Origin of the sequence: Pseudohongiella sp. (genome assembly GCF_011050365.1) — a bacterium.
In the GTDB taxonomy this organism is placed as follows: Bacteria; Pseudomonadota; Gammaproteobacteria; order Pseudomonadales; family Pseudohongiellaceae; genus Pseudohongiella.
On the sequence record NZ_DRFV01000008.1, the window covers coordinates 378,805 to 392,643 of the forward strand.

11 protein-coding genes are annotated in these 13,839 nt (G+C 56.7%); 8 read left to right on the plus strand and 3 right to left on the minus strand.

Annotation, left to right across the window (positions count from 1 at the left end; all coding sequences use genetic code 11):
- Nucleotides 1-162: 162 nt before the first annotated feature.
- A complete protein-coding gene (locus ENH71_RS07585; protein ID WP_294135681.1) occupies nucleotides 163-1,215 on the plus strand; it encodes an alpha/beta hydrolase family protein in 1,053 nt (350 codons plus the stop codon).
- A gap of 39 nt (nucleotides 1,216-1,254) precedes the next feature.
- Here the strand turns inward: ENH71_RS07585 and ENH71_RS07590 are convergent, their stop codons facing one another.
- Nucleotides 1,255-2,139, minus strand: a complete 885-nt coding sequence (locus ENH71_RS07590) for a LysR family transcriptional regulator (protein ID WP_294135678.1) — start codon at nucleotides 2,137-2,139, stop codon at nucleotides 1,255-1,257.
- Nucleotides 2,140-2,235: 96 nt separating this feature from the next.
- Between ENH71_RS07590 and ENH71_RS07595 the strand changes: the two genes are divergently transcribed.
- The 7 genes from ENH71_RS07595 (at nucleotide 2,236) to ENH71_RS07625 (ending at nucleotide 12,044) form a co-directional block, all read left to right on the plus strand.
- Entirely contained in the window at nucleotides 2,236-3,777 is a 1,542-nt protein-coding gene (locus ENH71_RS07595) for an NADH-quinone oxidoreductase subunit L (RefSeq protein WP_294135676.1), read from the plus strand.
- A 1-nt stretch (nucleotide 3,778) separates the two neighbouring features.
- On the plus strand, nucleotides 3,779-6,223 hold the full coding sequence (locus tag ENH71_RS07600) for a YbcC family protein (RefSeq protein WP_294135674.1): 2,445 nt from the start codon (nucleotides 3,779-3,781) through the stop codon (nucleotides 6,221-6,223).
- Nucleotides 6,216-7,136 (plus strand): sulfate adenylyltransferase subunit CysD, encoded by a 921-nt coding sequence (gene cysD / locus ENH71_RS07605; protein WP_294135672.1) that lies wholly within the window; start codon nucleotides 6,216-6,218, stop codon nucleotides 7,134-7,136. Before ENH71_RS07600 ends, cysD begins: the two co-directional genes overlap by 8 nt.
- Before the next feature lie 267 nt (nucleotides 7,137-7,403).
- Nucleotides 7,404-8,492 (plus strand): radical SAM/SPASM domain-containing protein, encoded by a 1,089-nt coding sequence (locus ENH71_RS07610; protein WP_294135670.1) that lies wholly within the window; start codon nucleotides 7,404-7,406, stop codon nucleotides 8,490-8,492.
- Nucleotides 8,492-9,715, plus strand: a complete 1,224-nt coding sequence (locus ENH71_RS07615; RefSeq protein ID WP_294135668.1) for an ABC transporter substrate-binding protein — start codon at nucleotides 8,492-8,494, stop codon at nucleotides 9,713-9,715. The genes ENH71_RS07610 and ENH71_RS07615 overlap by 1 nt, the downstream gene beginning before the upstream one ends.
- Before the next feature lie 8 nt (nucleotides 9,716-9,723).
- A complete protein-coding gene (locus ENH71_RS07620) occupies nucleotides 9,724-11,421 on the plus strand; it encodes an ABC transporter permease (protein WP_294135666.1) in 1,698 nt (565 codons plus the stop codon).
- Nucleotides 11,418-12,044: an ABC transporter ATP-binding protein gene (locus tag ENH71_RS07625; RefSeq protein ID WP_294135664.1), complete on the plus strand. Its 627-nt coding sequence runs from the start codon at nucleotides 11,418-11,420 to the stop codon at nucleotides 12,042-12,044. Before ENH71_RS07620 ends, ENH71_RS07625 begins: the two co-directional genes overlap by 4 nt.
- Nucleotides 12,045-12,085: 41 nt before the next feature.
- Here the strand turns inward: ENH71_RS07625 and ENH71_RS07630 are convergent, their stop codons facing one another.
- Together ENH71_RS07630 and ENH71_RS07635 are read right to left on the minus strand one after the other, a co-directional pair.
- Entirely contained in the window at nucleotides 12,086-12,523 is a 438-nt protein-coding gene (locus ENH71_RS07630) for a GNAT family N-acetyltransferase (RefSeq protein WP_294135662.1), read from the minus strand.
- A complete protein-coding gene (locus ENH71_RS07635; RefSeq protein ID WP_294135660.1) occupies nucleotides 12,520-13,809 on the minus strand; it encodes a serine hydrolase domain-containing protein in 1,290 nt (429 codons plus the stop codon). Before ENH71_RS07635 ends, ENH71_RS07630 begins: the two co-directional genes overlap by 4 nt.
- Nucleotides 13,810-13,839: the final 30 nt, after the last annotated feature.

The window sequence follows — 13,839 nt, forward strand, 5'->3', positions numbered from 1 at the left end:
GTCCAGCAATACCGCAGCACGCTACAGCCACACGTCCCGCCGCTGTTCACGCTGATCGCAGATTTCGGCCCATCTGACTCTTTCCGGGTGTCGGGCGGCCACGCCTCTGTGTACAGTAGAAAGCTGATATCGACAGTGGGTCGAAGCCTGGAGGAATATTGTATGCGTCGGATAACCATGAAATGTCGGGTCGGCAAAACCTTGCTGGCCCTGTTTATGCTGGCGGCCGGTCAGGCCGCGCTGGCTGCAGATGTGCTCGGCGTCGCCTGTGAGACACCACCGCCCATGCATTGCGCTGAGGGTGATTGCGCTGCCAAAACCGCGATGCCGGGTAATGTCACGGAGCCTGACAGTGGTCGCCAGTACTTCCTGGATTACCCCTGTGACCTGCAGCCGGGTGAGGAAATTGTATTTGTGCTCAACATCCACGGTGCCGGCTCTATTGCCAACTGGCAGCGGCATTATTTCCCGGCTTCCGACTACAAGGAAGAGTATCGCCTGGTCGTGGCCACACCCAGCGCCGCCGGCTCCGCGTCCATGGGTAGTGGCAGCGGCGTGCGTGTGTGGACACCACAGACCGACGATGCCTATCTGCAGGCAATTACCGAGCAGGTGACCGAAACGTTTGGTGCGGACAACATCAAGTCGTTCTGGTTGGCCGGACACAGTCAGGGCGGTATGACGTCACGTCGTCTGGTGTGCAGCGAATTTTTTGCCGACAAGGTGGATGGCATGCTTAGTCTGTCGGGTGGCCGCATCGGTCAGGCACCGTTTGTGGCCAATTTTGGTCCACCCCTGGCCGATGGCTCTCCGCCCCCGTCACGACCGCGGTCGAGCGCAGAAGAAACCCTGCCCGGCTGCGATTTCTCCCATATTTTTGCCATTGGCGAGTACGAGATTGAGTCCCTGCCGGACAGCTCACCCTGGGCAGAGCGTTATCAGTGTGAGGCGCGCAATCACACCCAGGTCGTCGACACACGCCCGGGCTGGGTATACGACACCGCCCGTGCCGGCTATCCGGTATGGGGCCGCGAACCTGCGCCGGGCACAGCGGATGTGTATGAGTATCCCGCCTGCAGTGATAACCGGGTGGTGGCGGATGTAGTTCGACTGGACAAAGGTCACACTGAAGGTCTGGAGCCGGAGATTACCCAGCGCATCCTGGAACTGATGGTGTCCGCCAAGGGTGGCAAGCTGCAAGCAAGCGCGCAGTGACATCGATCACCGTGGTCCCGCGTCGGAGGTAAGGTCATATCAGGGCTGCTCGCGTGCAAGCGTGAGCAGCTCATTGACCAGATTGTTGGGAAACTGGCGAGCAATGGTAACCGCATAAAAATTCTCGAACACATTCTCCAGCGTCATGTAATGCACCAATTTACCGCTGTCCAGCTCATCCCTCACCACGACCAGCGGCAATACTGAAATTGCACCCGAGTCACGCGCCAGCAGACGCAGCATCGCCATATCATTGGCCTCAGCGATAACGTCCGGGGTGAAATGATGTTGCGCGCAGATTCCTTCAAACGCTGAGCGTATGGGACTGTCATTCACCGGCAGCACCCAGCGTTGTTTCCTGTAGCTGGCATTAAACCGTTCCGGCAGTTTTAGCCCGGGCGGGCCCACTATTGCGATCGGCTGCCGCGCCAGCAGCTGGCATTGCCAGAGCTGTTTGTCGTCGCCAATAACGGCGATATTGGTCAGGGCAAGATCAAGTTGATGGTTGCCCAGCGCCGCCAGCAGGTTGCTTTGCTCGCGAGCCTCCAGGCTGTACTTGACGTGCGGACGCCCGACCAGGGGCTGCATCAGGTTCTCGATAAAGTTACGCGACATGGTGGCCAGCATGCCAATGCGTAAAGCAGCGCCCTCCTGTTGCTCTCCGGTGAGCAGGTAGGACTGCAGCTCATCCCCCTTCCTGAAGATTTCCTCCGCGTAACTGAAGGCTTTACGACCGGACTCCGTCAGGACCAGTTTGCGCCCCTCGCGTTTGAACAGGTCAAGGCCCATGCTCTGTTCTAACTGTTTGATTTGCGAAGAAAGTGCAGATTGTGAAACATGCAGCTGGTGGGCACATTGGGTCAGGTTGCCTTGTTTGGCGACCCGCCAGAAATAGTAAAGATGATGATAGTTAAGTCGGCTCATAGTTCTCTAAAATAGAATATATCGTAAATTAATATATATTTTACAGAATGTATTCTATGCCGGAGAATTGCCGCACTTCAACAACAGAGTGTGATTATGATGATATTCAATGGATTTGCGTTGTTGACGGCAGCTGTCGTGTTCGCGCCCTTAATGGTCCTGGCGTTATGTTCGTTCTCATGGCGCTGGACGGCGGCAAAGGTGATTCATGGGGCAGCATTCGCGGCGGCACTGATAAACAGTATTGTCGTTCTGTTCCTCGACGTATCGGCCCCGGTCCTGTTCTGGTTCCACATCAATGCCCTTGTCAGTATCGTGTTGCTGCTGATCAGCTTTATAGCCTGGATCGTGCTGCGCTATGCTGCCACCAATTTTGAGCAGGACAGTCACGGCAAACGATTTTTGACATGGTTCAGCGTCACCGTGTTCGCGGTCATGTGTGTTGTGTCGAGTCAGAACCTGGTCCTGTTCTGGTTAGCCTGGGTTGGCATCAGTCTGAGCTTCCATCAATTACTGATGTTCTACCCCAATCGTCCCCGCGCGTTGCTGGCCGCGCACAAGAAATTCCTTCTCGCCCGCCTTGCTGAAGTGTGTCTGGCCATCGCGTTTTACCTGTTGTGGCAAGTGCATGGCACGTTAAACCTCAATGACATTCTCTCCAGCTATGGGGCACAGCCACTCAGTGTTGCCGAGCAGGTCGCTGCAGTCCTGATTGCCCTGGTCGCGCTTATCAAGTGTGCCCAATTGCCGGTCCATGGCTGGTTGATTCAGGTAGTGGAATCGCCTACTCCGGTATCGGCGCTGTTGCATGCGGGCATCATCAATCTGGGTGGCTTTCTGCTGATTCTGTTTGCTCCCTTGTTCAGTCTGTCCGTCGCCGCGCAAGGCCTGGTATTGGTCGTTGCCGGACTGTCGATGCTGGTGGCTGCGCTGGTGATGATGACCCGCATCAGTATCAAGGTACGCCTGGCATGGTCAACAACAGCGCAAATGGGGTTGATGCTGGTCGAGTGCGCGTTAGGTCTTTACGAGCTGGCGCTGCTCCATATGCTCGCCCACTCATGTTACAAGGCCTTCGCTTTCCTAAACTCGGGAGAAGCGGTAGCTGACTATCTTCGGGCCCGGCACCGTGAACGTGACCTGCCGCAGCGCCATGTCTGGCTTCTGGCGGCGCTGTTTGTCGTGCCCAGTGTCGCACTGTATATCTATATCGCAGGCGCGGCGCTTTTTCCCCTGAGCCCATGGCTGGTTCTCTCGGTGGCGCTCATGGTCTATGTCGCCCAGTTTGTTGCGACCGGAGGGCGTCGGCAGGCGGCTCATGCCGCTGGTCTGTGCCTGTTGCTGCTGGGGAGTTACCTGGTACTGAAGACAATACTGGCGCCTGCGGTCGCCGTTCACGGTCACACCTACAGCGCCTGGTTTGATGTGTGGGTCGTGTGTCTCTTTGCGGCACAGGTACTGATCTATCTTCAGATGCAATACAGGCCTCTTAGCATGACAAGTCATCGCTTGTTCATTGCCTTGAATGCAGGCTTTTACCTGGACGAATGGATGACCCGGCTGACACTGAAGGTATGGCCAACGCTACCGCCACGTATGGATTATAAGAACACGACTGTTCCACAAGAGGTGATCTGAGATGAACGGGACCACGCTGGAAATGAACACAATCAATCAACAATCATTGCGCGACAAAATGCAGGCGGCATGCGCAGGATGCGCGCCCAGCTGGCCCCTGGACCGTTCCATTGCAGTCAATCCATGGTGGCAGATGCGCAGTGAGAAGTTCACCGGGGTGTCAGCGAAACTGTCGGTACTTGGCAGCGTAAACTGCCTGATGCCAGCTGAGTTCTACCGCGCGCACTGGGGTACAAACATTCTATCAGAGCACCTTGAGCATGCCCGGCGTGAGCTGCAGGTAGAGGCGACGGAAGAGCAGTTGCTGGCGGCACTCGACGCCACTGACACCGCCAGGCCCTGGCTGAACATCGTCGATTATCTGGACGCCATGCCAGAGCAGCGACGCAGGATGGCCTGGCATGCTGAAGTACAGCAACAGATCAGTCAGTTCTGTGGTGCCTACTTCCAATACCCGGAAAGAATGAGCAGCGCTGCACTAAAAACGCAGTCTTTCTTTCATTCGTGGCGCGAGGTTCTCAGCCTGGACAAAGGCATCGGCATTTTGATGGGCGCACGCGAGATCAACCAGCAGATTCGATTGCTGCCGCAGTCTGTCGCAGAGGTATACCAGGCGTTTCATGATGAGGTGTTATCTGGTCGTGCCGGTACCCAAGGCTGCGCCGACTACGCTACCTCATTGCTGCTGGATGTGAATGGCTGGGCCTCATGGTTGGCCTATCAGGTGTGGCAGGACCAACTGGCAGGCAGGGAGAATGACCTTGTTGAACAGTTGCTGGCAATCCGGCTGTCATGGGAGCTACTGTTGTGGCGTCACCTGCAAACCAAAAAGGGTGCGAGTTATAAATTGATCCAGCACCAGTTCCTGGCGCAGTTCGACGATGTCAGTTCACGCTATGAGAAGGCAACGCAAAATCAGCAGCTGATCTGGGTCTGGCAGCGAGCGCTTGAGTGTGCGTATCAGCTTCCTCTGGCCGGGAAGTTGCTGAGTGCACAACCCGCGCAGACAACATCGGTAACACTGCAGGCAGTGTTCTGCATTGATGTGCGTTCAGAGCCCATGCGACGTGCACTGGAGGCACAGGACCCGGACATACAGACCCTGGGCTTTGCCGGATTTTTCGGGCTGCCAATCGAATACCGTAACGCGTTTGTCAGGGACGCCAGGCCGCAGCTGCCCGGGTTGCTGAGTCCCGCGCTCAGTGTTAGCAGAGCAGCGCCGGCGCCTTCATCAATGCGCCACAATGATCAGTTGCAGCGTGAGGTCGCCGCAAAAGGTGCCTCCGGCGTCGCACCGGCATCGTTCGGTCTGGTCGAGGCCGGCGGTCTGTACAAGGCTTTCGATCTGCTTCGATGCAGCTTCGCCAAAACCATGGGGTTCAGCACCGGCAACACAACTGAAGAAACCAGTCCGTGGGAATTGCGCAAAAACGGAGAGCAGATCAGTCTGGAAGAACAGACTCAGCTACTGCAGTCAATTCTGACCGCGCTGGGGCTCACGGCAGGGTTCGCCAGCCATGTATTGCTGGTCGGGCACGGCAGTCAGAGCGCCAACAACCCCCATGCTGCCGGCCTTGACTGTGGCGCCTGTGGCGGACAAAGCGGCGAGGTCAATGTGCGTGTGCTCGCGCAGATGCTCAATGACACGCAGCTCAGAAAGAGTCTGCTCCGCCATGGTATCGATATTCCGGACGAAACCAGATTTGTCGCGGCCCTGCATAACACATGCACAGATGAGATAGTCTGCTTCGATTCCCCAAACCACAGCCCTTATGCTCAATGGCTGAAGGATGCGCAGGCCTTGGCGCAGGAGCATCGAGCACCAGGCTTGGGTATTGCCGGTGGCAATGCAGCAAATATTGCACAACAGTTGTTGATTCGCAGCAGGGACTGGGCGCAGTTGCGACCGGAATGGGGGCTGGCGAACAACGCCTCCTTTATCGTGGCGCCGCGCGCTTTAACACGAAACATTGACCTTGAAGGGCGCAGCTTTCTGCACGACTATACCTGGCAGCACGACCTGGAATACAAAGTGCTGGAGCAGATAATCACTGCCCCTATGATCGTCACCAACTGGATCAATCTGCAGTATTACGCCTCCGTGGTAGATCCGGTAAGGTACGGCAGTGGCAACAAGATGCTGCACAATGTGGTGGGCGATCACATCGGCGTGTTTGAAGGCAACGGCGGCGACCTGCGCATCGGCCTGCCAATACAGTCTGTTCATGATGGTATCAACTGGCGTCATCAACCGCTCAGGCTTAGCGTTTATATTGCCGCACCAACGGATGCCCTTGCCGATATTATTAATGCGCACACCGCGGTGCGTGAGTTGCTCGACAACGGCTGGTTGTTCCTGTTCGCCTGGGATGTAAGCCGGAACCTGATACAGCGTTATGATCTGGGTCAGTGGGTAGCCGTTGAGTCAGGAGAGGGGCATGTTTGACCTGACGCATATGCGTAAACTGGAGGCAGAGTCCATTCACATCATTCGTGAAGTCGTTGCCTGCTTTGAAAATCCCTGTATGTTCTATTCGATTGGCAAGGATTCCACAGTAATGTTGCACCTGGCGCGCAAAGCACTTTATCCCGCCTCAGTGCCGTTCGCATTATTGCATGTTGACACGACCTGGGAGTTTGCAGAGATGGCCCGTTTTCGCGACTCGCTGGCACTCAAACACAACCTTAACATGATCGTCCACACCAATACTGAAGCTCTTGAGGCGGGTGTACACCCGGTTGAGTCCGGGTCGGTTCAATACAATGACCACATGAAAACCATTGCCCTCAAACAGGCACTGGCCAAATACGGCTTCGATGCTGCGCTGGGCGGGGCACGACGTGATGAAGAGAAGTCCCGGGCCAAAGAGCGCGTGTTCTCAGTCAGGGGGCGGAATCAGGTATGGGACCCCAAGAACCAGCGTCCCGAGTTGTGGGATATCTACAACACCAGGATCAATCGGGGTGAGAGCGTGCGGGTCTTCCCGTTGTCGAACTGGACTGAGCTGGATATCTGGCAGTACATCATGATCGAGAAGATAGCGCTGGTTGATCTGTATTTTTCTGCGCCCCGCAAGTGCTGGATCGCCAGCGACAGTGGACAGATATTTGCACTTGATGATGACCGTATGCTGCCCTACCTGGATCCGGCAGAGCGTGAGTCTGTTGCGATTCGCGACATTCGGTTCCGGACACTGGGTTGTTATCCCCAGACCGGGGCGGTGCTCAGTCAGGCTACCAGTGTGTCCGAAATAATTCAGGAATTACTGTTGGATAAATCCAGCGAACGGCAGGGCCGTACCCTGGACAAAGATCAGGTTGGATCGATGGAGAAGAAGAAGCGTGAAGGTTATTTCTAGGTGGCGAGCTTCGATGGATTAACATTTGCGCCTGCGTACCCGGCACGGCAAGGAAGCCACCATTGCGCCAGTATTAAAGGCGCGTTAACCCTGCAAGCGCGGGTATGGCACCGCCGGGGACAGGCAGCAATATGCCTGAGGCCACGGTAAACCCCGATGCTGCCGGCATGGTGCTGGTTTGTGCTGTGCTTTTGAATTGCATTGCGTGAACAAGTACACTGGCAGATCTCAGGCGTTTTAACGGCCACTACTGCCGACAGGTACCCCATGGAATCCATTTATTACGTTTTGTGCTGGCACTGCCATCGTCGCTGCAAGCACTGTTATGAAGACCGGTTCCACCCTTATGTCCGCGACGAACTTGAATCGGTGGTCAGCGAGGCCGAGCGTAACGCGCCGCGTATCGTCGCCAATCTGCCAGCAACCATGCAGTACCGGGATCGCAAAAGTCCTGTGGTCGGTGAGCCAACAGAATTCGAGCTAAAAACCGGCCGTATCATCATCTCCGGCGGCGATGTGTTGACCGATCCTGTGCGTGAGCGCGTGCTTTATCCGACGCTGGAGGCGATCCGCGACAAATACCGGGACAAGGGGGGCGTCAAAGTGATCGTGCAGACCACCGGCGATCTGCTGACTCCCAAAATTGTGCGAGAGCTGCTGGATCGCGATGTGTGGTCGATTTCAGCGGCCGGTATGGATGACTACCATGTGGGCATGCAGGATAACGGTAAAAAGTTACTGGCAGACAAACTGGTTGCCATGTTTGAGGCCGCCGGCATGATCGGCATGGCAGAGCATGAAGCCCGGCGTCAGACCGGAAAAGACAGTCCACCGGTGTACAGCATGTTCGGTGCCACTGATGAGGCCTGGATCGGCAAGTTGTGGCCGCGCGGTCGGGCCTGGGAAAATGGCCTGTCAAAGGCCACTATGGCGGATAATTTTTGCAGTGCCTGGTCCGGTGGCCTGGGGTTTCTGGAGGCCGGCTATGAGGGCTCGGAGGTTTCCATTGATCCCAGTGGCGACGTGTATCCCTGTTGTATTAAAACGGCTGAGCCGCTGGGCAATCTCACTGAAGAGCCATTGCTGGCTATTCTGGACAGCCTGGCGGGTGATCCTGCCATTGAGGCGATCAATGCCGGCAAGCCGGAGCGGATGGGATTGACCCATGGCTGGAGTGTAGAAGACTTTATTGGTGCCAGTGTGGTTTCGACGCCCCAGGGCGAACCTTATGCCAACCTGTGCATAGGCTGTGACACCTTTCATCGTGAGGTGCTGGGCGATATTTTACGCAGCCGCCGCCAGCAACGCGTGGCGGGGCGCATGGGTATTATTGCCAGCACCACGGTGACGGCCTGATGGCCAGGTGGCTGCGTGGGTACCTGGCAGCGCTTGTTATCAGTCTGGGGCCGGGGCTACCCCTGTTGGTCTTGGCGGAGCCCGATCCCGCGGACTGGGATAGTGTGCTGAAGCAGGCGACAGGGCAGACAGTCTACCTGAATGCCTGGGGTGGTGAGCCGCGCACCAATGAGTTTTTTGCATGGACAGCCTCACAAGTCGATGAGCGTTTCGGTATCACCCTGCAACACGTCAAGCTCAGTGATACCGCCGAAGCGGTGTCCAGAGTGCTGGCAGAAAAGCAGGCAGGTAATGTTAATAACGGCGCCATCGATCTGCTCTGGCTAAACGGTGAGAACTTTGCCAGCATGCAGCACAACGCACTGCTCTATGGCCCCTGGGCTGAGCAGTTGCCCAACTTCCGCTGGGTGGACGCAGACAACAATGCGGACATGCGCAAAGACTTCACGATCCCGGTTAACGGTTTCGAGTCTCCCTGGCTGCGCGCCCAACTGGTGTTCTTTCATGACACTTACCTGATAGCACAGGCGCCACGGACAATGTCTGAGTTGCTGGCATGGGCGCAGCGCCATCCCGGGGAGTTCACTTACCCCAGGCCTCCGGATTTTTTGGCGACAACGTTTATGAAGCAGGCATTGCTGGAATTGGTGCCGGAGCCGGAAAAACTGTATCAACCGGTAACTAACAGCGATTTTGACGCGGTGACCGAGCCGCTGTGGGCGTATCTGGATGCACTGCATCCGGTGCTGTTGCGTCAAGGGCGCAGTTTTCCTGCGTCAGGTGCGGAGATGCGGCGTCTGATGGCGGACGGCGAAACTGCGCTGGCTTTTGCTTTCAGTCCCTCGGAGGCAGCCATTGCCGTTGACCGCGGCGAACTACCGGACAGCGTGCGCGCTTACACAATGAATGGTGGCACACTGGCCAATGTCAGCTTTTTGGCGATCCCGTTCAATGCCACTCACAAGGCTGGCGCGATGGTCGTGGCTGATTTTCTGTTATCCCCTGAAGCCCAGCTTCGTGCCCAGGACCCTGACTATCTGGGGAGTACATCGGTACTGTCTGTGACTGCGCTCCCGGCCCAGTGGCGTGAACGCATGCAGCTGATCCGGCGCCATCCTGCCGCGCCATCTGAAGAGGATCTGGCGAGGCGTCTGGCCGAGCCGCATCCAAGCTGGGTGGTTGCGCTGGAAGACGCCTGGTTGCAGCGCTATGGCGTGCGGTGAAGCGGAAGTTGGCTAAGAAAAATTTTGTGTTACCACTGGCGCCAATTCTGTTGGGCCTGCTGGTGGCGGGACCGGTTGCGCTGGGCCTGCTCATGATCCTGCTGCCAGCGTTTGGCTATCTGCCTGCCATTGGTCAGGAAACGCTGTCATGGCAGTCGTGGACAGCTTTGTTCGATACGCAGGGGCTGGGTCAGAGTGTGCGCCTGAGTTTTGTCGCAGGCGTCGTCACACCGGTCATTGCACTGGTCAGCGTCATTCTGTTTCTGGCAGCCACGGCCGGCACGGCGCTGGACAGACTAATAAGGCGCCTGGTCTCACCCTTACTGGCAGTCCCGCATGCAGCCGCTGCTTTTGGTCTGGCTTTTCTGATTGCCCCTTCCGGCTTCCTCAGTCGATTGATATCACCGGGCCTGACCCAGTGGCAACGCCCGCCGGACCTGTTGATTATCAATGATCAACTGGGCCTGACCATGATGCTGGGCCTGGTCATCAAGGAAATACCGTTTTTACTACTGATGGCGCTGGCGGCGCTGCCGCAACTGGATGTGCCACGGCGTGTGGCGATGGCGCGATCACTGGGCTATCAACCGGTGCTGGCCTGGCTCTTCACCGTGGCGCCCGCACTGTACCCCATGATCCGGCTGCCGCTGTTTGCGGTCATTGCGTTTGCCTCGGCGACCGTGGATGTGGGGATTATTCTCGGGCCAGGCTTGCCCGCTACCCTGAGTGTACGCATTCTGGGCTGGTTCAATGATCCGGATCTCAGTATGCGGTTATTAGCGGCGGCCGGTGCGTTGTTGCAACTCATGGTCAGTGTCCTGGCCATTTTGACCTGGCTGGTGCTGGAGAAACTGATCGCGCAAGGCTGGCAGCTCTGGCAGGCGAGTGGCAACCGCTCCCGCTTTAACCGGTCATTAAAGATGATGGGCTTCACCGGACTCAGTGTGGCCACAGTTCTGTTGCTGCTCAGTGTCATCGCTTTGTTGATCAATGCATTTGCCGGCACCTGGCGTTTTCCATCGGCGCTGCCTGATGCCTGGACCCTGCGTCACTGGGAGACCACCTTGACGAGTTTATCGGGACCGGTGATCAATACCCTGGTGATCAGTTTTGTTGCCACGGTGCTGGCCGTGATACTGGTACTGGCGGCACTGGAAAGTGAACAGCGCCATGGCCGGTCGCGCTTCACCTCGTTATGGTTATTGTATGTGCCGCTGCTGGTGCCTCAGGTCGCGTTTGTGTTCGGTTTGCTGGTGTTCACCGAATTCATGCACTGGCAACCCGGGCTGGTTCTGGTGATACTGGGGCACAGTGTTTTTGTTGTGCCGTATGTGTTCCTGACCTTGTCGGCGGCCTATCGCCGCTTTGATCCGCGCTGGGCGCAGATAGGGTTGTCACTCGGCGCGTCTGCAGACCGGGTGTTCTGGCACATCAAACTGCCGATGTTGCTGACCAGTAGCCTGACAGCGGCAGCGATCGGTGTTGCGGTCAGTGTCGGGCAGTTTTTGCCCACGCAACTGCTCGGTGCCGGGCGGGTGCCGACCATCACTACCGAGGCAGTAGCGCTGGCGTCGGGCGGCAGTCGCAATGTGATTGCCATCTGGGCATTGATGCAGACATTGATACCCATGGTGGGATTTATACTGGCACTGGCCATACCACAGCTAATTTGGAGGAGGCGCCGGGCGATGCGAAGCGTCACGTGACTACACACACACTCGACATCAGAGACTTGCGTATTTCCCTCGCGGGTCAAACTCTGGTGAGCGTGAATACCACGATCAATCCGGGCGAGGTGTTGACCGTCATGGGGCCTTCGGGTTCCGGCAAGTCAGCCTTGCTGGCGGCCATAGCCGGTTTTCTGGGCAGTGATTTCACAGCGCAGGGCGAGGTATGGCTGGGCGCCGACCGTATTGACACATTACCGGCCGAGCAGCGAGGTATTGGTCTGCTGTTTCAGGATCCGCTTCTGTTCCCGCACATGTCGGTAGGGGGCAATTTGCGTTTTGCCATGCCCGCCGAGGAGCCCGACAAAGCAGGACGTATCGCCGGGCAGCTCACTGCGATGAATCTGGGGGGATATGAAAATCGTGATCCGGCAACATTGTCCGGCGGCCAGAAAGCGCGCGTGGCGCTGCTCAGACTGTTGCTGTCCCGCCCGCGCGCAGTATTGCTGGATGAGCCCTTCTCCAAGCTGGATGCCCACCTGCGACAGGACGTTCGGGCACAGGTGTTTGCCGGGCTGATTGCGGCAGGGTTGCCCTGTCTGCTGGTAACTCACGATGCCGACGATGCCGCGGCAGCGTCCGGTCCGGTGATTCAGCTGTAATGCAGGCAGTGTTTTAACCAGCGTCAGACTGGTGCAAGCTGCTACAGTCTTTTCTGGTACTCAACCAATTCAATACCTGATCTGGTTTTACAACCGACAAGCCTGAAACCGTGCTTGAGGTACAGGGAGGTCGCGGGTGTATTCTTTTTTGCGGTTGAAACCGAAACAAGCTGGCCGAGACAAGTCTCCAGAACATGGGCTATCAGCGCTGATGCGATGCCGCGGCGTTGGAAATGTGGCTCAACAACCAGGCTGCTGATACTGGACGCTTGCAAGTGCAGAACACCAGCCAGGGTTGAATCTGCCAGCGCGCCAAAATATGTACCGGAATCATGCCGAATGTCTGCTGCTGTTCTGTCGAGCGGCGGAAAGGGTTCTGCCCCTATCAGCTCAGCTTCCTGACGATATGATGCTTGCATAATCCGGTGGATAGCTCCGGATATCTCGTCGTTGTTATTATCAAGGACGGTGATTTTCATTGTGCTGAACGCTGCGCTCTCTGTTTATCTGCCGGGTCATGTTGTCGCTTGTGGCGAAGGCCAATACAAACAGAGGCCAGAAAAATAATAAGCACACCAAGCAAGCCAGGCAGACGCATGCTTTGAATCACCGAGTCGGTATCGAGAATATCGGGATAACCGGTTTGCCAAAGTACCCACTGTGAGCCAATGCTGGTTGCCAAAGAGGGATGCCCGGTCTCCAGCAGTATGATGGCGTCCCTGGTGTCAGGGTTAATCCTGGCGGTGCTGTTGATGGCGGGGTCATTGCCGCCGTCATGGCCGAATACAACATCGCCCGTGCCGGTCGGTGCGTACAAAATGGTACCCAGACCCCAAACATCAAAGCCCAGTGTTTTACCATGGGCCTGCCGCATGGCTACCAGCGTGTTGCGATTCAGTATACTGTCCGTGTCCGGCGGAAGAATCTGGGCAGCAACGAATTTTGCCAGATCCGCCGTCGTGGTGGCGAATCCGGTTGCCGCGCTTGATGCATACCGGTAAATCGGCGTCGGCTCGCCATGCTGGTTGAATGAACCAGCATTGTTGTCAACGCTGCTTAAGGGCTCATAGGCTGACCGGTTCATGCCCAGCGGGATGAAAAACGTCTCATTCATGTACTCTTCGAAGGCCATGCCAGATACTTCCTCAATCAATAGCTGAAGGATCAGGTAGCTTCCTCCTGAATATTTCCACTCAGTCCCGGGCGCTACAGTGACGGCAATTCTGGCTGTGCTGCCATCGGATGTGCGCGGGTTTTCCAGGGATTCCTCAAGGCTTGGTATCGCCTCGTCAAGATGGTAGTCACCAAAACCCAGCTCGTCTGTCAGTCCTGCGGTATGACTCAACAGGCGTCTTACGGTGACTTCGTTGCTGTCGAACTCGCCGGTTGGCAGTGTCCATCGCGACACATAAGCGGACATCGGCGAGTCAAGGTCGACTTCTCCGTCCTGTACCAGTTTCATGACGCCGGCGGCCGTCAGCCACTTGCTCATGGACGCTGTTGCGAACACTGTGTCCCGGCCAATCAGGTCGTTTGAGGTCGAGTAATACTCTCTGCTGATCGCGCCGTCTTCGATGAGGATAAAAGCTGCATTGCCTGAGTTATGTTCGGCAATGAGGTCAGTTGCCTGGCGGAAAAATGCATCGCTATCTCCTGTCGGTGCGATAGGGTGCATCCACCAGCCGAAGAGTGCTGTGACAATAACAAAGGCAAGCCATAAGGCCATCAGAATCAGCGTGGCTGCCGTCAATCGAGCGAATGTCATATTTCTCCCGTCAGTATGTTCTGGGCCGAC

What these genes read in the sequence shown, in the direction of transcription:
- ENH71_RS07585 (WP_294135681.1), top strand. Translation starts at nt 163, where the DNA reads ATGCGTCGGATAACCATGAAATGTCGGGTCGGCAAAACCTTGCTGGCC.
- ENH71_RS07590 (WP_294135678.1), bottom strand. Translation starts at nt 2,139, where the DNA reads ATGAGCCGACTTAACTATCATCATCTTTACTATTTCTGGCGGGTCGCC.
- ENH71_RS07595 (WP_294135676.1), top strand. Translation starts at nt 2,236, where the DNA reads ATGATGATATTCAATGGATTTGCGTTGTTGACGGCAGCTGTCGTGTTC.
- ENH71_RS07600 (WP_294135674.1), top strand. Translation starts at nt 3,779, where the DNA reads ATGAACGGGACCACGCTGGAAATGAACACAATCAATCAACAATCATTG.
- cysD (WP_294135672.1), top strand. Translation starts at nt 6,216, where the DNA reads ATGTTTGACCTGACGCATATGCGTAAACTGGAGGCAGAGTCCATTCAC.
- ENH71_RS07610 (WP_294135670.1), top strand. Translation starts at nt 7,404, where the DNA reads ATGGAATCCATTTATTACGTTTTGTGCTGGCACTGCCATCGTCGCTGC.
- ENH71_RS07615 (WP_294135668.1), top strand. Translation starts at nt 8,492, where the DNA reads ATGGCCAGGTGGCTGCGTGGGTACCTGGCAGCGCTTGTTATCAGTCTG.
- ENH71_RS07630 (WP_294135662.1), bottom strand. Translation starts at nt 12,523, where the DNA reads ATGAAAATCACCGTCCTTGATAATAACAACGACGAGATATCCGGAGCT.
- ENH71_RS07635 (WP_294135660.1), bottom strand. Translation starts at nt 13,809, where the DNA reads ATGACATTCGCTCGATTGACGGCAGCCACGCTGATTCTGATGGCCTTA.